We start from the raw sequence: 19,692 nt of genomic DNA, 5'->3' as shown, positions 1-19,692 counted from the left end.
ACAGTCCGGCTTTTTCCCCGTTTTTTTTTATTGCTATCTGTTGCCTAAATCGTCGTACGAACTTTGCAGGATGGCTTTCCCCAAATCCATTCTCCGGCTGTTTGGGGCAGGAGAGTCTACAAGCGTTTTGCCCGAATTGTTATCCACCTGCGTAACTCCCGTGCTGTCGCAAAAAGCAAAGCCGTTATTGTAAGTGTAGTAAGCGAACGGGTAGACATATTCTTCGCCCAAAACGTTCCGGCTGAAGTTAAATTCGCTGTGGTCGATGCCGAGCTGTCCCAACAGCGTGGCTGCCATGTCGGTCTGGTTCATCAGCTTGTCGACAACCATCGGCTGTTTCACCGCTCCGCCTAACCAAATCATCGGCACGTGATGAACGCGCGGACTGTTGTTCGGCTCGTCGAGCGGGTAGTGGAATCCGTGGTCGGGCAGGCAGATGACGAGCAAATTCTTCCATTGCGGAAGTTGTTTCAGCCTGTCGATGAATTTCCCCAAGCAGTCGTCGGTAAATGCAAAAGCATTCAGAATCTTGTCGTCCAGCCGGTGATAGGGCACATCAAAAGGCTCGTGGCTGCTCAGCGTAAGGAAAGCCGTGTGCCAAAGGCCGTTTGCGGGACGCTTCTTTATCTCGTTATACAGATACTCGAACGTGATGTCATCGTTCACTCCCCACGGGTTCTTGCGCTCGCTCATGCTGAAATCCACATCTGCCGTAAGGCGTTGGTAACCACTCCCCAGCAGATAACTCTTCATGTTGGTGAAATTGATGTCTCCGCCGTATAAGAAATCGGTGGCATAGCCTTCCTTCACCAATTTCCCCGCAATGGAGGGAAGCGTGCGGCTCTTTGCCGGAATCTTCATGACCGACAGGGTAGGGAATCCCTGATATCCGCTAAACGTACAAACCGTCCCCCGGTCGGTGCGGAAACTGTTGGCGTAACAATTCGTGAAAAACACGCCTTCCTTCGCCAAGCGTTCCATGTTCGGACTCACTCCCGGCTCTCCGCCCAGCGGTTCCACGAACACGCCCCCGTATCCTTCCATCAGGATAATCAGGATGTTGGGGCGCTTGGTGTTCAGCAGCTCCACAACGTTTTTCCCTCCCGTAGGATACAGCCCGTTGAAAAGCGAGCGGCGTTTCGCCTCGTCGAAGAAATCAAACTCTTTGGCGTAATCCTCGGTTTTGCTTGCCGAAGCTATCAGGCTGAATGCCGGATTCACAGCCGAATGGTTCAGAAACTCATCGTTGCAGAAATACACCTGTCCGATGTTTGACGTCGATTCGGTCACGCCTCCCCGGATCACGATAAACAGCAATCCGCCGAGCAGTATCCACCCCACGCTGCCCGCCACACGGCGCTTGGTTCCGGCAAGTACCGCAGGCGTCAGTCTGCAAAGCCCCCATGCCGCCAAGATGGAGAGCACCAACACGCACAGGAGGCGGAAAATAACGAAACCTGCCGACACGCTTGCCAGTACATTTTTCGGAGAATCGAGATACAGGAAGACGGAAGCATCGAGCTTGAACCCCCAAAAAGGATAAATCGACATGTCGCCTATGAATATGATTGTAACCAGCAAGGCGATAACCGCATAATATCCTGCCAGAACCGCCCGCAGCGGAAACCGCTTAAACCAGATGCTGGCCAGAATCGCCAGCCACGGGACGACCGTCAGATAGCCCGCCGTGGCCGCATCGAGCGTGAATCCGTGGAGCATGACCCTCCCGTAATCGGCAAGCGGAACGCCTTTTGCCACCGAGCCGTTATAGAGCATGAACAATGGTTTCTGGATAAGGAAATAGCCCAATACTGCAGCAAAAAAGGCTGCCAAGTAAGCTGTTCTTTTTTTCATAAGTGTAGTAAAAGTAAGTGTTTCTATGTCTGGATGGGAAGACTGCCGGTGGATTCTGTCACTTCCGTCCGAAGTCCGCCGGAATTTCCCCCCACCGTTCTGTTTCCCATTTCAGCAATGGCGTAGAGTAAGTGTTTTCCTTCAGCCACTTCTCGGCACGTTCTATCAATCCGAAAAGCGCTTCGGTGCGGGCGGTGCGTTCGAGCTTCGTCTTGCATTTCTTCTGCTTCACCCACGCCAGCGCGTTGCGGCTGTCTGAGTAAACGGGCATCGCCGAGTGTTTCTGCTTCAGCAGCGCCAGCGCATGGACGATGGCAAGAAACTCGCCGACGTTGTTCGTGCCGTATACCGGACCGAAGCGGAATATTTCCTGCCCTGTGAGCAAATATACCCCACGGTATTCCATCGCCCCCGGATTCCCGCTGCACGCCGCGTCTACCGCCAGACAATTCATGTCGAAGCCTTCGGGCAACGCCGTGACCGGTTTCCCGCCCCCCTTCTTTTCGCCGGACAGGTAGAGGTGAGCCGGCATTTCCAGCGCCCGTTCCGCCTCTTCGCGCGTGTCGAACGACTTGAACAGCGCCCCCTTGTAATTCTTTATCTGCAGCTGGCAGTCCGTCCACGACGTGTAGACACCCGGATTCACCCCCTTCCACACCACATAATACTTCTGTTTGCCCATATAAGCCTTTCCGAAGAAAAAAACGAAGATTAAGAACGGAAGCAAGCCCTGCGGAGCCGTTCCATCCTTAACCTTTAACCCTTCATAAATAAATGAATCTTACATTCTCTCAGGCACTTCGATGCCCAGCAGCCCCATGGCCAGCTTCACAATCTTGCCCACATTGCAGCTCAGCGCAAGGCGGAACACCTTCAGCGCCTCGTTTTCCTCGCGCAAGATGCTGAAGTCATGGTAGAACTGGTTATACTCTTTCACCAAGTCGTAAGCATAGTTGGCAAGGATAGACGGGTTATAATCCGTGCCCGCCTGCCGCACCACCTCAGGGAAGTCGGCCAGCAGCTGCACCAGCCCTTCCTCCTTCGTGCTCAGTTCCACACCTGCGGGGACAACCTCCGGCACGGCGATGCCGCTTTCGCCCGCCTTGCGCAGGATAGAGCGGATCCGGGCATACGTGTACTGGATGAAAGGCCCCGTGTTCCCGTTGAAGTCGATCGACTCTTTGGGGTTGAAAGTCATGTTCTTGCGCGCGTCCACCTTCAGGATGAAATACTTCAGCGCTCCCAGCCCCACGATGCGGGCAATGTCGTCGGCCTCTGCCTGAGTCAGGCCGTCCAGCTTGCCCAGTTCGCTGCTCGTCTCCTTCGCCGTGTCGATCATCGCCTCCATCAGGTCGTCGGCATCCACCACCGTACCCTCGCGGCTCTTCATCTTGCCTTCGGGCAGCTCCACCATACCGTAAGAGAAGTGCACCAAGTCTTTCCCCCACTCGAAACCCAACTTGTCGAGCAGGATAGACAATACCTGGAAGTGGTAGTTCTGCTCGTTGCCCACCACGTAAATCATCTTGTCGATGGGATAATCGGCAAAACGCTGCTCGGCCGTGCCGATGTCCTGCGTCATATATACCGAAGTCCCGTCGGCCCGGAGCAGCAACTTCTGGTCAAGCCCCTCGGCGGTGAGGTCGGCCCACACCGAGCCGTCGTCCTTGCGGTAGAACAAGCCCTTTTCCAAGCCTTCCAATACCTTCTTCTTTCCTTCCAGATACGTGTCCGATTCATAATACACCTTGTCGAAACTCACCCCCATCATGCGGTACGTCTCGTCGAACCCGGCATACACCCATCCGTTCATCCTGCTCCATAGCGCGCGCACCTCGGGGTCGCCCGCCTCCCATTTGCGCAGCATCCCGCGCGCCTCCTGCATCAGCGGGGCCTGCGCTTCGGCTTCCTCCTTGCTCATGCCCTTTTCCATCAGCCCGGCCACCTCCGCCTTGTAATGCTTGTCGAAGGCCACGTAATAATCGCCCACCAAGTGGTCACCCTTCTTTCCCGACGATTCCGGCGTCTCACCGCCGCCATACTTCAGCCACGCCAGCATCGACTTGCAGATGTGTATTCCCCTGTCGTTTACGATGTTCGTTTTCACCACCCTGTATCCGTTCGCCTCCATGATGTTTGCCAGCGCGCATCCCAGCAGGTTGTTACGCACATGCCCCAGGTGTAGCGGCTTGTTGGTGTTGGGCGACGAATACTCAATCATCACCAGCGGTGCCTGCGCTTCGGGCTTCCTTATCCCCCACGCGCTGTCCGCATGGATGCGGTTTAGCATATCCACCCACACGGCGGATGCGATGGTGAGGTTCAAGAACCCCTTAATCACGTTATACGCTGCAATGGCCGGTTCGTTCCTCTGCAGATACGCGCCAATCTCCGCCGCAGTCTGTTCGGGCGCTTTCTTCGATGCTTTCAGAAACGGGAACACCACCAGCGTAAGGTGTCCCTCAAACTCTTTCTTGGTTTTTTGCAACTGTACCGTCCGGGCAGGTACATCTACCCCATACAGTTCCTTCACGCCCTTCAGGACGGATTCGGTCAGCTTGTCTTCTATCTTCATGCGTTGTTTATATGTGTGTAGTTATTGATTTGCGTGTAACAGTCTGCCTTTCGGCTTTCGATTATCTGCAAAGGTACAAATTACTATGATTACAAGCCTGCTTCGGCTTCTATTTTTTTATTCTGTTGTCTGTCCGGCTCTTTTTGTGGAGAATACGGACACTCTTTTTAGCCGGTTTAGGGAGCTTTTTTAACCGATTTTGTATATATTTGCCGCATAATCCTCTTAATCAAGCGTATTTGTATGAATATCCGCCTATTACTTTTCGCCTGTTTATTCCTTTTTGATTCTTTCGCCGCCTCTGCGCAAAAAATAGCTTTCATATCCGATGCGCATATCCAAAACATAGAAGATTATCCCGAACTCATCCGCTCTATGGAGGCGCAAGTACAGTCTACCCGTCTGTTCAACGAAAATTATTTTGCTTTGCTTGCGGCGCTTGACGATGTTGCTCAACGGAATATTTCATTGGTGGTGCTGCCGGGCGACCTGACCGATAACGGACAATTTATCAACCAAGAGAAAATAAATCAGATACTGACCGACTACACGAAGCGGTACGGAATGAAGTTTTTTGTAACGACCGGAAACCACGACCCTGCACTTCCTTTCGGTATGGAACAGGCGGGGCATGATTTCCTGAAAGCAGACGGAAGCCGGAATACATTGACCAACCGGTGTGCCGGTTACGAACAGGAAATGGCATGTTATTCTCGGTTCGGATTTTATCCTCAGCCTGAATATCTTTATTGGGAGAGTCCTTTTACCTCGTATGTTTACGAAAATTATGCGTATGATACAGCCAAGCGAGAAGGTGGTTTTGAAAACAGGCACTATGTGTTGTGTGATTCGCTGACGGCAACCGATGCCAGCTATTTGGTAGAGCCGGTGGAAGGTATTTGGCTGCTGGCGATTGACGCCGGAGTGTATTTGCCTAAAACAGTGAAAAACGGAAAACTAATCTATCAAGGCTCAAGTGTAGGCTATAATAATGTATTGCGGCATAAGTCTTTCCTGTTGTCGTGGGTGCGGAAAGTGGCATCGGAGGCACGCCGCCTGAATAAAACGCTGATTACTTTTTCACATTATCCGCTGGTTGATTTTAACGACGGCGCTTCGGAACAGATGGGCAAGGCGTGGGGGAATACGAAGTTCGACTTTCCGCGCGTTCCGACCGAGGAAGTGGGACAGGCTTTTCTTGAAGCGGGAATCCGTTTCCACATAGCAGGCCACATGCACGTAAACGATACGGGGGTGCTTGAAGGGAGAGACGGAAGTCACCTGTATAACGTACAAGTTCCCTCCATCGCTACTTACATACCTGCCTATAAAATCGTAACGGCAGAGAGCCGGCAAGAATTTACGGTGGAAACCGTGGTGTTAGACAGCGTTCCGGGCTTCGGCTGTTGTTTCAGTCTTTACCAAAAAGAACATGAAGCCGACCTCCTGAGAGGAAAAACGCCGATATGGAACGCCGAAGCCCTGAAAGCCGCTAATTACCAGACCTTTTGCGATAACCAGTTCCGTGACTTGGTCCGTACGCGCTTCATTCCCAAAGATTTCCCATCCATCGTAAAAGACAGCATTGCGGTGATGAGCGGCGAACAGCTCTTGGCATACGTTTCAGGAGAACCCTCCGAAGCGAAAAACGCTGCCGGGTGGAACGGTTACGATTTGATAGTCGACCTCTGCCGGTTGCGTTACGCCGACAGATTGGCTTTGCGGGATATCCCGTCGGAACGGTTGGCCGCATACGCGCGTTTGTTCGATGCCGTGCGCACGTCGGACATGTCTTCGGAAGTTGTTACCCGATTGCGGGAAATCGCGGAAATATTCGAACATTTCCTCCACGGAGAACCTTGTGTTAATTTCCGTATCGACTTGGAAGCCGATTCGATAACAGAATGTGAATAAGCCTGTTACTTTATTCCGGAATTATTACTGAAACATTTTTCCGTTCCTTCGAAAATTCATCCGCATGAACCGTCTCGTCCATGCGGATGAACCAGTGAGTCCATCCGTTAGTTTTGCCTTGCGCTATGGGATGAATTTTCGATGCACTTCCGCTTTAAAAAAATGCAGACAAACCGCCTTTTTTACACATTTATTATATATAGCACGTTTATCACGCCTGTTTTATTCACATTACAGAAATTTTTCCTTAATCATTTGTATTATCTATGGAAAACTTCTAATTTTGCCCATAATATCGGATTTAAAGAAGGCAAATTTTAGTTTTAACAATTAAATAATTTAAATTCAATCATTTATGTGGTTAAGTAATTCATCTATTGGAAGGAAAGTGGTGATGAGCGTAACAGGTATCGCCCTTGTCCTGTTTCTGACATTTCACATGGCGATGAACCTTGTTGCGCTGTTCTCGGCGGAAGGTTATAACATGGTTTGTGAATTTTTGGGAACGAACTGGTATGCCTTGTTGGGTACGCTGGCATTGGCTGCTCTTTTTGTAATTCACATTATCTATGCTTTCTGGCTGACGATGATGAACCGCGCAGCTCGCGGAAATGAGCGCTACGCTGTGAGTGCTAAACCTAAGACGGTAGAATGGGCTTCTCAGAACATGCTGGCTCTGGGTATTATCGTAATCTTAGGATTGGCGTTACATTTATTTAATTTCTGGTATAACATGATGTTTGCCGAATTAATCGGTAACCCCATGATGGGCGGTTTGAGCGCAACAGATGGTTACGGCTACATTATGGAAACCTTCTCTAATCCGGTATTCTTCGTACTGTACATCGTTTGGTTGTGCGCGTTGTGGTTCCATCTGACTCACGGATTCTGGAGTGCGATGCAAACTCTTGGTTGGAACAATACTATTTGGATTAACCGCTGGAAATGTATCTCTAACATTTACTCTACCATCATCGTATTAGGTTTCATGCTGGTGGCAGTAGTATTTTTCGTAAAGAATTTATAAGTTTTTGAGTATTTGAGTTTTTAAACGCGAGGCTTTTATTGACAAGCCTACTTGAAAACCAAACCAACGAACAAACTTAAAAGCTAAAAACTACAAACAATTATGACTAAGATAATCGACTCTAAAATACCTGAAGGTCCGATAGCTGAAAAATGGACTAACTATAAAGCTCATCAGAAATTGGTGAACCCGGCTAACAAACGCCGTTTGGATATCATCGTGGTAGGTACAGGTTTGGCGGGTGCTTCGGCTGCCGCTTCACTGGGCGAAATGGGATTCCGCGTATTTAACTTCTGTATTCAGGATTCTCCGCGCCGTGCACACTCTATCGCTGCACAGGGTGGTATCAATGCTGCAAAGAATTATCAAAACGATGGTGACTCGGTTTACCGTTTGTTCTACGATACAGTAAAGGGTGGCGACTACCGTGCCCGCGAAGCAAACGTTTACCGTCTTGCCGAAGTTTCAAACAATATTATCGACCAGTGCGTGGCACAGGGTGTTCCTTTCGCTCGCGAATACGGCGGCTTGCTGGCTAACCGTTCTTTCGGTGGTGCGCAGGTATCTCGTACGTTCTACGCTAAAGGTCAAACGGGACAGCAGTTGCTGTTGGGCGCATACTCGGCATTGAGCCGTCAGGTAGGCGAAGGAACAGTTAAGCTGTATACTCGTTATGAAATGGAAGAACTTGTTATCATTGACGGACGTGCACGCGGTATCATCGCCAAAAACTTGGTAACAGGTAAATTGGAACGTTTCGCTGCTCACGCCGTAGTTATCGCTACCGGTGGTTACGGAAACACTTACTTCCTTTCAACCAATGCAATGGCATGTAACTGTACGGCTGCCATGTCTTGCTACCGCAAGGGTGCTTGGTTTGCTAACCCTGCTTATGTTCAGATTCACCCGACTTGTATTCCGGTTCACGGCGACAAGCAGTCTAAACTGACATTGATGTCTGAATCTTTGCGTAACGACGGACGTATCTGGGTTCCGAAGAAGATTGAAGATGCTAAGGCATTGCAGGCAGGTACGAAGAAAGGAAGCGACATTCCGGAAGAAGACCGCGACTATTACTTGGAACGCCGTTATCCGGCATTCGGTAACTTGGTTCCGCGTGACGTTGCCAGCCGTGCAGCTAAAGAACGTTGCGACCACGGCTTCGGCGTAAATAACACCGGCTTGGCTGTATTCCTCGACTTCTCTGAAAGTATCGAACGCTTGGGTATCGACGTAGTTCGTCAGCGTTACGGTAACTTGTTTGATATGTATGAAGAAATCACCGACGTTAATCCGGGCAAACTGGCTAACGAAATCAACGGTGTGAAATATTACAACCCGATGATGATTTATCCAGCTATCCACTATACAATGGGTGGTATCTGGGTTGACTACGAACTCCAGACTTCTATCAAGGGTCTGTTCGCTATCGGTGAATGTAACTTCTCTGACCACGGTGCAAACCGTTTGGGTGCTTCGGCATTGATGCAAGGTCTTGCCGACGGTTATTTCGTATTGCCTTATACTATCCAGAACTATTTGGCAGACCAAATCACTGTACCTCGCTTCTCAACTGACTTGCCTGAATTTGCAGAAGCAGAAAAGGCTGTTCAAGACAAGATTGACCACCTGATGAATATCAAAGGAAAACGTTCTGTTGACTCTATCCACAAAGAATTGGGTCACATCATGTGGGAATATGTTGGTATGGGACGTACCGAAGCCGGATTGAAGACAGCGCTTACCAAGCTGAAAGAAATCCGTAAGGTATTCGAAACCGAATTGTTCATCCCGGGCTCAAAAGAAGGCTTGAATGTAGAACTGGATAAAGCAATCCGTTTGAACGACTTCATTACAATGGGTGAATTGATTGCTTACGATGCTTTGAACCGTAACGAATCTTGTGGTGGCCACTTCCGTGAAGAATACCAGACAGAAGAAGGCGAAGCAAAACGTGACGATGCAAATTACTTCTATGTATCTTGCTGGGAATATCAAGGCTCAGACGATAAGGCTCCGGTATTGTATAAAGAATCGTTGGTTTACGAAGCAATTAAGGTTCAGACTCGTAACTACAAGAGCTAATCAGTGAAGTTAAATTATTAAAGAACTAAGTAAAATGGATAAAAATATATCATTTACGCTAAAAGTTTGGCGTCAGAACGGACCGAAGGAAAAAGGTCATTTCGATACTTTCCAAATGAAGGATATCCCGGGTGATACCTCATTCTTGGAAATGTTGGATATTTTGAACGAACAGTTGATTGAGGAAGGAAAAGAACCGGTTGTTTTCGACCACGACTGTCGTGAAGGTATTTGCGGTATGTGTTCATTGTATATCAACGGACATCCCCACGGACCGGCTACCGGTGCTACTACTTGTCAGATTTACATGCGTCGTTTTAATGACGGTGATGTTATTACGGTTGAACCGTGGCGTTCTGCCGGATTCCCGGTTATCAAAGACTTGATGGTAGACCGTTCAGCTTACGATAAGATTATGCAGGCAGGCGGTTTCATCAGCGTACGCACAGGTGCTCCTCAAGATGCCAACGCATTGCTGATTCCGAAGCCTATCGCAGACGAAGCAATGGATGCTGCTTCTTGCATCGGTTGTGGAGCGTGTGTAGCTGCTTGTAAAAACGGTTCGGCTATGCTGTTCGTATCAGCTAAGGTAAGCCAGTTGAATCTGTTGCCTCAAGGTAAACCGGAAGCTCTCCGCCGTGCAAAAGCCATGCTTGCTAAGATGGACGAGCTGGGATTTGGTAACTGTACCAATACACGTGCTTGTGAAGCAGAATGTCCGAAATGCGTTTCAATCAGCAACATTGCTCGCTTGAACCGTGATTTCATTAAGGCAAAACTGAAAGACTAAACACTATTATGTGAATATAGTGAAAAAAGGAGGGACGCATATCTTTGTGTCCCTCTTTTTGGTTTAACTCTTAATCCAGACTACCGAAATGAGAATTATCAGTACGTTTTTCGCTGTATTTTTTGTACTCTGCCTCCATGCAGAGAAATCCATTCCTTCTTTTGCAGCGCTGCAAGGGCAGGCTCAGGAAAGGCCTGAATCAACCCTGTCTCTGTTAGATAGTTTGGAATCTGCCTCGGCACTGCCCGTTTACCGCATCGACTGTTTGCGGGCGTATGCGTATCATGCCCTTTCAAGGTATTATATGGCGATGAGTTGTGCCAAGCGTGCTTTAGAGGCAGACGAGCTTCAGAGTGATACGGCTGCGTGTAACCGCCTTTATATGTTAATGACTGAATCTGCTATACAGGCGTATAGCTTGGGAGACGCCGTGCAATTTATCACGAAGGGGAAGCATATTGCGCAGCGGCAGAAAGATCTTGCATTGCAAGCAGACATGCTGTCGGCAGAAGGTAACGTCTACCGTCAAATGGGGGTTATCAACAAAAGTTATGAATACTTGTGGAAAGCGGTCGATATGCTTGCTGATGCTTCCGGCTCACCGGCACTCTTCCAGTGTTCACACTCGCTGGGATACTTGATGATGTATTACATAAAAGATAAAAAACTGTCTGAGGCTTGGGAGGCGGGAGAACGGCGTACTGAAATTATTCACCGGCTTAAAGAAGCGAATGCCGACGAGCGCATCGTCGATCGGGAAGAAGGCTTCCTGTATAGTAAAATGGCTTATCTGGCATATCAGTTGGGTAAGTACAATACAGCCAAAACATATTGCCAGAAGTTCTACGAAACCCGCTTCTCCGGTACTCCGATTGGTAAGCTCGAAATAAACGATTACCTGCTGCGGATAGGAGATTATCGTACGATACTGCTGCATAACGAACAGTATTTCCAAAGGATAAAAGAAGATTCGCTGAATCTGCTTTTCATGCGGACGCTTTACCAAAGCGCGCAGGCATACAACGGACTCAATGAGCATAAAAATGCTTATGCCCTTATGCAGCGTTTACATGCTCTGCAAAGTAACTTGCATGTGAGTGATGAGCGCAATCAGCTTTTTAATTTGGCTGACCTCACACAGGCTATGAAGCAAAAGCATGAATTGATTCGGGCTACAGACAAGATTATTATTCGTAACCATACGATTGCTGCACTTATCATTATCTCTATTTTGTTGATTGCGTTGCTGGGCGGATTTTATTGGTCGTGGAAAGATACGCGCCGCCGGAACAAGAAAATGACGCAAATGATTTTGGAATTGAACGAGAAGCAGCAACTCGGCTCTTTTTCTAAATCTTCGGTATCTGTGGTTAATACGCCGTCTTCTGCCGATGAGGTGCAAACCGAATCATCCCGGACCGGAGCGGAAACAGACCCGGAAAAACCGGATGACTATGAGGTTTTCGTGGCTTTTAACAACCGGGTGAAAGAAGAAAAATTATACCTTTATTATCAGTTGACGAGAGACGATTATGCCAAGTTTATGGGAGTAGACCGCAACCGGTTTGCCGCGCTGCTGAAAAAATATACGGGGAAGAATCTCAACGCATACCTTAATAACCTGCGTTTGGACTATTCGGTTTACTTATTCCGCACACATCCCGACTGGCCTATCAACGAAATTGCCATACAAAGCGCTTTGCCCAGTCTGTCTACTTTCTACCGCCTTTTCAAAGAACGGTACGGTATCAGCCCGAAAGTCTTTAAAGAGCAACTCGGAGAACAATACGAGGCGTGAGCCTGCATCCGGCGTTGCTGCCGTTTCACTGCCGGAACGCTAACGGTAGCGTTCCCTATTTCATGCGGAAGAATTGCCTGTTTCTATTCGGAAGACTGCCTTACGCTACGGGTAGAATTTTTTCAGCGTTTTTAGTGAGGTGGGGCAAGATTTTAGAAGGACTCTAAAGTTATGCTGCGCACGTGTACGTCCTGATGCAGAAAAAGTGAAGCCGATTCGCGGAATTTCTCTACTGACTCGGTTGTAAGAAATTCACAACGAGCATTTTTCAGACAGCGTTCATCCATTTCAGGATGGCGGAAGAGGTAATCTTTTAAACTTCTGCTGACGTATTCTCCTTGTGTCACCAAGCGGATATGCGGCGGGGTAAACTGTCGTATCTTATTTAACAACAAAGGATAATGTGTACATCCCAAGATAATCGTATCAATTTCCGGGTCTTTGCATAACAGCGTATCAATGTATTTGCGTACAAAATAATCGGCTCCTTCAGAGTCGGCCTCGTTGTTTTCAACAAGTGGAACCCAAAGCGGACACGCCACTCCTGTTACCTTTATGTCGGGGAATAATTTGCGGATTTCGAGAGGATAAGACTCTGATTTGACCGTACCCGATGTGGCAAGTAAACCTACGTGGCGGGTATGGGTAATTTCGCCGATGCACTCCACCGTGGGTCGGATGACCCCCAATACACGCCGGGTAGGGTCGAGATAAGGCAAGTCATTTTGTTGGATGCTGCGTAAGGCTTTTGCCGAAGCGGTATTGCAAGCAAGAATTACCAGCGGGCAACCCAACTCGAATAACCTGCGAACAGCTTGGAGTGTAAATTCATAAACCACTTCGAACGAACGTGTGCCGTAAGGAGTGCGGGCGTTATCTCCCAAGTAAAGATAATCGTACTGTGGGAGCAGTTCGCGGAATTTGCTGAGAATGGTAAGTCCGCCGTAACCGGAATCAAATACTCCGATGGGGCCTGCGGTTGGGATGGCTGAGAGAAGCATAGGAAACAATGAAAAAAAATCGGGCACAAATTACGTAAACTCTACCTGTTGGCAATGAAAGGCAGTAACGTTTCGCGTAATTTGTGCCCGAACCAGTTATAAAGATATTTATTGAGCCGGAGCGGTTGTTGAGCCTGCTGACGGAGTAGCCGGTACATACGGAGTAGCCGTCAAGCTGATTCCCAAGTTCGTTTTGATATCGTTTGTAATGTCTTTTGACTGAGCTTCGTCAACGTAAGGGATGTCGGTACGAGTCAAGTCGAAAGCATAGATATAGCCACCTGCTTTAGCTACCGTTTTGATAGCCTTGTCCAGTTTTTCATAAACCGGGTCTAACATTTTGGTATAAGCATTCTGCAATTCTTGTTGAGCTTGTTGCTGGAACTGCATACCTTTTTCGTTCAACTCTTGGAGTTCTTTCTGGCGGCGTTCCTGAATGTTTTGCGGCAACGTGCTTTGTTCTTTTTGATATTCGGCAAACTTCTTGCTGAATTCATCCGAAGCGCGTTTGATTTCTTCTTCGTATTGTTTTCTTAATGCTTCAATATCTGTTTGCGCTTTAGCAAACTCCGGCATTACTTGAATGATATCCATAGAACGGAAATGTGCAAATTTTTGTGCAAATACGCTCATCGGAGCGACCAGTAAAAGTAATAAGGCAATTTTCTTCAACATAATTATTGTTTTTAGTTATTTGTTTTTTTTAATTATTTCTTATCTGAACCGAATGATTTTCAGGCTTTCGCTTAGCTGGCAAGTGCTTTTTGAAAACCACTTGCAAATGTATGAAATTAATTTGAATATCCTAATTTTGAGAGCACTTCATTGCTGATATCAATGCGTGGAGAAGCAAAAATCATGCTTTGTGCCGATGCGCGGTCGATAACTGCATCATATCCTTTCTGGGTAGCGATGGATTTGATGGCATTATAAATCGCGTCTTGTATCGGAGTTATCAGTTCTTGCTGCTTTTTCATCATTTCGCCTTCGGGTCCGAAATATTGTTTTCTCAGTTCGGCAGCTTCTTTCTCTTTGGCTATGATTGCTTCTTCTTTTGCTGTTTTCTGGGAGGCAGACAATGAATTTGCATTTTTCTGATAATCTTCATACAGCGTTTTAGCTTCGTTTGCTTTTGCTTCTATCAAGTCTTGCCATTGTTCAGACAACGACTGCATTTGCTGGTTGGCTTGCTCGTATGCAGGTATTTGCTTTAAAATATATTCCATATCTACCAACGCAAATTTCTGTGCTTGAGCCGCAACGACACACGTTACAAACATCAGGGCTGAAAGAATTAATTTTTTCATAATCGTATTTAATTAAGAAAGAAGAATTAGGAACGAAAGGCAGGGTTTCCCTGTCAGCCCATCCTTTCCTAATTCTTCTTCAAGTTTAAAATTCTTGTCCGATAATAAAGTGGAACTGGCTTCCGCTATATTGCATTGAACCCTTTATCTTGTCGAAACCGTATGCCCAGTCGATACCCATCATACCGATCATAGGCAGGAAGATACGTACACCCACGCCGGCTGAGCGTTTCAGCTTGAAGGGGTTGAAGTCGGATACATCGTGCCATGCGTTACCTGCTTCTACGAAACCGAGGGCATAGATGCTGGTTGAGTTTTCAAGCATCAACGGATAGCGCAACTCTGCACCCAAGCGTACGTAAGCATATCCTTCTCCTCCTCCATACTGGGTTAACGAACCGTTTTCGTAACCACGCAGAGCAATGGTTTCCGAAGCATAGTTGTAACTGTATCCGGTCATACCGTCACCTCCCACATAGAAGGTTTCGAACGGAGAGCGCTTGTGGCTGTTGAAGTGTCCTAAGATACCAAACTCGGTACGGGTCATGATAACCGGACATTTCTGAATATCCATCAGCGCCGTATAGGTCTTCATTCTGAATTTCCATTTATGGTACTCAATCCACTTATACATGCTGGCTGCCTCATCGTAGTTGTTTTGTCCGTAAGTAGCATAATCTTTGTTACTGAACAATGAGTAAGGCGGCGTAATCTGCAAAGACAGTGAGAAGTCGGAACCATAACGCGGGAATATCGGGTTATCGGTTGAGTTACGTGCCAGCGTCAGGTTCAAGCTCAGCAAGTTACTTGTACCCGTATTCATGTACTGACCGTTGTTCAGTCGGATATACAGATAACTCCAGTCTTTCATGATAAACCGCTGGTATGACAGCTCGGCAGACAACGTAAAGTAGTCGTCGGGCCAGCGCAAACGTTTACCCCAACCTACAGACAAACCGAATATTTTGATATAGCTATCCGGGTCGTAGTAAGATTCGTAGTTATAATAGTTGTTATAACCATACATTCCGTAACCATTATAAATATTCATATAGTTATTCATGAATGCTTGGTTATAGTATTGGTCGCTCACGTCGGTCTGTTTTGAGAAGAAAGCCGATACCGAGAATGAGTTCGGACGCTTACCGCCAAACCACGGGTCAAGGAACGAAACGCTGTACGATTGATAGTAACGTCCGTTGGTTTGTCCGCTGATGGTCAATGTTTGTCCGTCGCCTTGCGGCAGGATGCCTCGGTAGTTGTCATTTTTACGGAACAGGTTGGCGAACGAGAAGTTGGTAAACTTCAAACTCAGTTTACCGATGATACCCGTTTGTCCCCATCCGGCAGAGAATTCCACTTGGTCATTCGCTTTCGATTCCAATCCCCAGTTGATGTCTACCGTACCGTCTTGTACGTTCGGCTGTACATCGGGCTGGATATTTTCGGGATTGAAGTGTCCCATTTGGGCAATTTCACGGTAAGAACGTTCCAACGCCTCTTTACTGAACAAGTCGCCCGGTCGCGTACGGAGTTCACGGCGTACGATGTTTTCGTATAAGCGGTCGTTACCGTTGATGCGCACGTGGCTTATGCTTGCCTGCGGACCTTCGTAAATACGCATTTCCAAGTCGATAGAGTCGCCGTCAATGTTTACTTCCACAGGGTTCAGTGAGTAGAACACATAACCATGATTATAGTAGTCGTTACCGATAGCATCCTCATCGTTAGTGATACGGTCGTTCATCAACTTCTGGTTATATACATCACCTTTGCTCATGCGCAACTTCTGCGACAGCCAATCCGAAGGATATACCGTATTACCTACCCACGTAATGTCGCGGATATAATATTTCTGTCCTTCGTATATTTTCATGTAAACATTCACCGTCTTGTCATCGTATGGCGAAACACTGTCTACTACAATCTGCGCGTCGCGGTAACCCAATTCGTTATACTTTTCGATAATCTTCTGTTTATCTTCTTCGTAACGTTCTTCTATAAACTTCTTCGGGCGGAATAAATTAATCAATTTACCCTTTTCGTTTGTTTTCTTCATCACGCGCTTTAACTTCTTGTCCGTCAAAACAGCGTTGCCATCAATTGTAATTTGATGAACTTTCACTTTCGCTTTCTTATCAATGTTTACATCAACATACACCTGTTCCTTGTTGGCAGGGTCTTCACGCTCGATGATGTTTACTTCGGCATTCTTAAAGCCTTTCTCATCAAAGTGCTTTTTGATAAGAATCTTCGCACGGTCTATCAAGTTAGGTGTTACCTGCGTACCCTTCGCCATTCCTAACTTAGCCTGTAGGTCTTCGCGTTCGCTCTTTTTCACACCGTGAATTACGATATCAGTAATACGCGGACGCTGGGTAAGCTGGATGGAGAGATAAATTTTGTTTCCTATAATTTTATCCGCCATAATTTTAACGTCGGAGAACAGACCATGACGCCAATAGCGCTTCAGTGCGGCAGTAATATCATCGCCGGGGATAGAAATGGTTTGTCCCACCGCCAAGCCCGAAATACCTATCAAGACATAATCTTCATAGTTCTTTACGCCGCTTACTTTGATGTCGGCTATTTCGTATTGCTTCGGCGTTCCGTTATATAGGATAGTCGGATTATAAATAGTATCGTTTAAAGCCTCTTGTGCTTCCATCCGCGAAACGGACAAGCAGCAGGCCATAATCAACAGGATAAGTGGAAAACGGTATCGCATTGTTCTTTTCTTAACTTATATTTGTTCACTGGTTTTACCGAATCGGCGTTCTCTCTTTTGATAATCACAAATGGCTTTACGTAACTCAGCCTCTTTAAAATCGGGCCAAAAAGTATCACAGAAGTAAAGCTCGGAATAAGCGCACTGCCAAAGCAGGTAATTGCTCAAGCGTATTTCCCCACCCGTACGGATTAACAAGTCCGGGTCGGGCATATAGTTGGTTGCCAAATGGCTGTCAATTGTTTTGTCAGTTATATCTTGTGGCTTTAATTTTCCTTCTGCCACATCTTTAGCTATCAGTTTCACGGCTTCGGTGATTTCCCATTTCGAGGAATAACTCAACGCAAGAGTGAGACACATTCCCGTATTGGCCGCCGTACGTTCTATACACCGGTTCAAGCGGTTTAATACGTCTTCCGGCAGTTTGTCTGTATCGCCGATGATACGGAAGCTGATATTGTTTTTCATAAAAGTTTCTTCCTCGATGGAGTCCATAAGCAAACTCATCAATGCTGCTACTTCGTCTACCGGACGATTCCAATTCTCCGTCGAGAACGTGTAAAGCGTAAGAAATTTTACGCCTAACCGTGCAGATTCTTCAGCTATGACATGCACCGTCTCGGCACCCGCCTGATGACCAAACGTACGGGCGTGACCGCGTTGCTTTGCCCAGCGTCCGTTACCATCCATAATGATGGCTATGTGGGCTGGAATGCGGCTCATGTCTATCATTTCTTTATCACACATGTTCTCTTTCCTTCTTTTATTACCATTGTTTGGGCTTAAAGCTCAAACGGTTGATGTAACCGCGACTCATGCTTCCGTCTCTCCATACCACCCAAATGCAGCTGGGGTTCAAGGCTCCTTCTGCATTCAGCTCTTGTTCCGGCGTACTGACGGTGCAAGAATATTCACTTTCAGAGTTCTGATAATAAGTAGCAAACGATTCGGTAATCAGGTTTGTCTCGGTATCATCGGCATAAATCGTTTCTTGTGGGAATACCACTTTGGTTAGCATCGGTTCCCATGTCAGTCCGTTATCCTCCGATGAATAGAAATATTGGAATGGAACGGTAAGGGTAGTACCCGAAGCCTTGCTTGCACCGCCGAATGCATAAAGTTTGCCGTCGTAAGTTATCATGGAAATATTTTCAAGATAGGGTACAGGCAGGTTTGAGGTATTGATTTTTACCCACGGTTCGTTTGTCAGGCGCGTATAAATCGGGACAATCGTATCGTTTCCTGTCTGGTTGTCTATCATCAATGTAGTGCGATGTATCTGGTCGTTATATGACAGCGCTACGGTTGATGAAAAGTTTGCTCCTTCTTCGAAGGTTACTGATTGAGTATCCTCACTCCATGTTCCGTCGGCGAGATTTATCTTGCCGTTGGTATTTCCGGCACAAGCATATAATACAGCTCCTGAGCTTTCTGTCGCTCCTGCCAACAAGCGTGTAACAGTTACATCTGTTGTTACTGTTTCAATATTCATGTCGGAAGGATTCAAGCGATACAGTTGGTTAGCTATGGTCAGGAAATAGATATAACCTTCACACGTTACGGCAGAGTTCGGTTTTATATCCGACGGGATGCCGGATACTGTACTCCATCCGTCAGGGGTATAAGAACTCACATCGGTATATTGCATGAGTGTTGTTCCGTTATGTGTTCCGAGCACAAAAACCTTTCCGTCGGCATATAAAGCCTGCTGGCCGGTTAAGTTTCCGCCATCGAACGACTGTGAGAAATTCCTCCAAACCAATGTGTCCGGGTCTAATTGGTGTACATTTACTTTTACCGTATACGGATATCCTTTTATCACGCTGTTTTCGCTGTATGTATAAACCCTGAATTTTACGGGATTCGTAAAGTCGATAGAGTCTGTACTTGTCCACACGGTATCTTCACCGTTTTTCTCGTACGCCAAGAAGCCGTAACCGCCATCATAACTTATGGTAGTGGTAACCTTGTCGGTGTGTGTACCCACAGGCAACGAGTCTTTATTTTCGATGATACGGCTTGTCTGGTCAATCGTAAACGGATAGTCCGCAAAGCTTATCGTATCAACAAAAGCACTGTCTTTGCCTTCCGAGTCTATCCCCACGCGGTCAATGTGTAATGTTCCTACGGCAAAGCTCGTAATACTACTCTCTAAGGTATAATCGATAACCACCTCATTGCTATCCAAACATGATACAAGTGAGGGAGTTGTCATCAATAAAGCCGCTATCAGCGGCAGATACTTTATTTTCATTTGCAAATCAGTCCTTTTGTTACAAGTTGCAAAAGTAGAAAGTTTTTTTTCGTTATGATACTTTTAATGGAAGTTTTATATAAAATTATGGATAAACATCGCTTTTTTATCTGCAAAACAGGATTATTTTTCCCGAATTTAGCGGAAAAAACTATTTCTTAGGGCTTGTTAAGAGCCTGTTTAAATTTTCCAATAAGTTGTTTTTATCAGCTTCCCTTTGAGTTTGTTTCCGGTCTGTTTTCCCGTTTTTACTCGTCAGATAGCCCGCTATCTTCCTCATCACACAATCGGAAATGCCTCAAAAACTCATTCCAAATCATTGCACGATAAATTCAAAACAGTTTCTAAAGCCGAGCAAA

Annotated in this window: 14 protein-coding genes; 5 read left to right on the top strand and 9 right to left on the bottom strand. The window is 46.8% G+C overall.

The genetic code is table 11. The features are described 5' to 3' along the window. Nucleotides 1-33: 33 nt before the first annotated feature. The 3 genes from M3085_RS07340 to argS all read right to left on the bottom strand — a co-directional run bounded on the left by M3085_RS07340 (nucleotide 34) and on the right by argS (nucleotide 4,429). Nucleotides 34-1,854, bottom strand: a complete 1,821-nt coding sequence (locus M3085_RS07340; protein WP_249052676.1) for an LTA synthase family protein — start codon at nucleotides 1,852-1,854, stop codon at nucleotides 34-36. 58 nt (nucleotides 1,855-1,912) lie between these two features. Further along, on the bottom strand, nucleotides 1,913-2,536 hold the full coding sequence (locus tag M3085_RS07335) for a viroplasmin family protein (protein WP_178257500.1): 624 nt from the start codon (nucleotides 2,534-2,536) through the stop codon (nucleotides 1,913-1,915). Between the two features lie 99 nt (nucleotides 2,537-2,635). Further along, a complete protein-coding gene (argS, locus tag M3085_RS07330) occupies nucleotides 2,636-4,429 on the bottom strand; it encodes an arginine--tRNA ligase (protein ID WP_249052675.1) in 1,794 nt (597 codons plus the stop codon). A gap of 243 nt (nucleotides 4,430-4,672) precedes the next feature. Between argS and M3085_RS07325 the strand changes: the two genes are divergently transcribed. The 5 genes from M3085_RS07325 to M3085_RS07305 all read left to right on the top strand — a co-directional run bounded on the left by M3085_RS07325 (nucleotide 4,673) and on the right by M3085_RS07305 (nucleotide 12,043). After that, entirely contained in the window at nucleotides 4,673-6,343 is a 1,671-nt protein-coding gene (locus M3085_RS07325; RefSeq protein WP_249052674.1) for a metallophosphoesterase family protein, read from the top strand. A 355-nt stretch (nucleotides 6,344-6,698) separates the two neighbouring features. Continuing rightward, a complete protein-coding gene (locus tag M3085_RS07320; RefSeq protein WP_191710746.1) occupies nucleotides 6,699-7,370 on the top strand; it encodes a succinate dehydrogenase/fumarate reductase cytochrome b subunit in 672 nt (223 codons plus the stop codon). A gap of 102 nt (nucleotides 7,371-7,472) precedes the next feature. Beyond that, nucleotides 7,473-9,455 carry a fumarate reductase/succinate dehydrogenase flavoprotein subunit gene (locus M3085_RS07315; RefSeq protein WP_249052673.1) on the top strand — a complete coding sequence of 661 codons (1,983 nt, stop codon included), beginning with the start codon at nucleotides 7,473-7,475 and terminating at the stop codon, nucleotides 9,453-9,455. Between the two features lie 34 nt (nucleotides 9,456-9,489). Then, nucleotides 9,490-10,245 carry a succinate dehydrogenase/fumarate reductase iron-sulfur subunit gene (locus M3085_RS07310; protein WP_178257203.1) on the top strand — a complete coding sequence of 252 codons (756 nt, stop codon included), beginning with the start codon at nucleotides 9,490-9,492 and terminating at the stop codon, nucleotides 10,243-10,245. Nucleotides 10,246-10,333: 88 nt separating this feature from the next. After that, on the top strand, nucleotides 10,334-12,043 hold the full coding sequence (locus M3085_RS07305; RefSeq protein WP_249052672.1) for a helix-turn-helix transcriptional regulator: 1,710 nt from the start codon (nucleotides 10,334-10,336) through the stop codon (nucleotides 12,041-12,043). A gap of 152 nt (nucleotides 12,044-12,195) precedes the next feature. Here M3085_RS07305 and murI read toward each other — a convergent pair whose 3' ends face one another. From murI to M3085_RS07275, 6 genes are all read right to left on the bottom strand, one after another. Further along, nucleotides 12,196-13,044, bottom strand: a complete 849-nt coding sequence (murI, locus tag M3085_RS07300; RefSeq protein ID WP_249052671.1) for a glutamate racemase — start codon at nucleotides 13,042-13,044, stop codon at nucleotides 12,196-12,198. Nucleotides 13,045-13,152: 108 nt separating this feature from the next. Beyond that, complete coding sequence (locus tag M3085_RS07295) at nucleotides 13,153-13,719, bottom strand: OmpH family outer membrane protein (RefSeq protein WP_178257229.1); 567 nt, start codon at nucleotides 13,717-13,719, stop codon at nucleotides 13,153-13,155. A 116-nt stretch (nucleotides 13,720-13,835) separates the two neighbouring features. After that, nucleotides 13,836-14,351: an OmpH family outer membrane protein gene (locus tag M3085_RS07290; protein WP_178257230.1), complete on the bottom strand. Its 516-nt coding sequence runs from the start codon at nucleotides 14,349-14,351 to the stop codon at nucleotides 13,836-13,838. A gap of 85 nt (nucleotides 14,352-14,436) precedes the next feature. Beyond that, on the bottom strand, nucleotides 14,437-17,079 hold the full coding sequence (locus M3085_RS07285; protein WP_191710749.1) for an outer membrane protein assembly factor: 2,643 nt from the start codon (nucleotides 17,077-17,079) through the stop codon (nucleotides 14,437-14,439). A 15-nt stretch (nucleotides 17,080-17,094) separates the two neighbouring features. Next, nucleotides 17,095-17,826 carry an isoprenyl transferase gene (locus tag M3085_RS07280; RefSeq protein WP_204500348.1) on the bottom strand — a complete coding sequence of 244 codons (732 nt, stop codon included), beginning with the start codon at nucleotides 17,824-17,826 and terminating at the stop codon, nucleotides 17,095-17,097. 19 nt (nucleotides 17,827-17,845) lie between these two features. Next, nucleotides 17,846-19,333 (bottom strand): DUF6242 domain-containing protein, encoded by a 1,488-nt coding sequence (locus M3085_RS07275; protein WP_249052670.1) that lies wholly within the window; start codon nucleotides 19,331-19,333, stop codon nucleotides 17,846-17,848. Nucleotides 19,334-19,692 lie beyond the last annotated feature (359 nt).

The organism is Bacteroides caecicola (genome assembly GCF_023337095.1).
GTDB lineage: Bacteria > Bacteroidota > Bacteroidia > Bacteroidales > Bacteroidaceae > Phocaeicola > Phocaeicola gallinarum.
Note: the sequence above shows the minus strand (reverse complement) of the source record. Positions and strands in the feature narration are given on the sequence as shown.

Coding starts and splice junctions, on each gene's coding strand:
- M3085_RS07340 (WP_249052676.1), bottom strand. CDS start 1,854: ATGAAAAAAAGAACAGCTTACTTGGCAGCCTTTTTTGCTGCAGTATTG.
- M3085_RS07335 (WP_178257500.1), bottom strand. CDS start 2,536: ATGGGCAAACAGAAGTATTATGTGGTGTGGAAGGGGGTGAATCCGGGT.
- argS (WP_249052675.1), bottom strand. CDS start 4,429: ATGAAGATAGAAGACAAGCTGACCGAATCCGTCCTGAAGGGCGTGAAG.
- M3085_RS07325 (WP_249052674.1), top strand. CDS start 4,673: ATGAATATCCGCCTATTACTTTTCGCCTGTTTATTCCTTTTTGATTCT.
- M3085_RS07320 (WP_191710746.1), top strand. CDS start 6,699: ATGTGGTTAAGTAATTCATCTATTGGAAGGAAAGTGGTGATGAGCGTA.
- M3085_RS07315 (WP_249052673.1), top strand. CDS start 7,473: ATGACTAAGATAATCGACTCTAAAATACCTGAAGGTCCGATAGCTGAA.
- M3085_RS07310 (WP_178257203.1), top strand. CDS start 9,490: ATGGATAAAAATATATCATTTACGCTAAAAGTTTGGCGTCAGAACGGA.
- M3085_RS07305 (WP_249052672.1), top strand. CDS start 10,334: ATGAGAATTATCAGTACGTTTTTCGCTGTATTTTTTGTACTCTGCCTC.
- murI (WP_249052671.1), bottom strand. CDS start 13,044: ATGCTTCTCTCAGCCATCCCAACCGCAGGCCCCATCGGAGTATTTGAT.
- M3085_RS07295 (WP_178257229.1), bottom strand. CDS start 13,719: ATGTTGAAGAAAATTGCCTTATTACTTTTACTGGTCGCTCCGATGAGC.
- M3085_RS07290 (WP_178257230.1), bottom strand. CDS start 14,351: ATGAAAAAATTAATTCTTTCAGCCCTGATGTTTGTAACGTGTGTCGTT.
- M3085_RS07285 (WP_191710749.1), bottom strand. CDS start 17,079: ATGCGATACCGTTTTCCACTTATCCTGTTGATTATGGCCTGCTGCTTG.
- M3085_RS07280 (WP_204500348.1), bottom strand. CDS start 17,826: ATGTGTGATAAAGAAATGATAGACATGAGCCGCATTCCAGCCCACATA.
- M3085_RS07275 (WP_249052670.1), bottom strand. CDS start 19,333: ATGAAAATAAAGTATCTGCCGCTGATAGCGGCTTTATTGATGACAACT.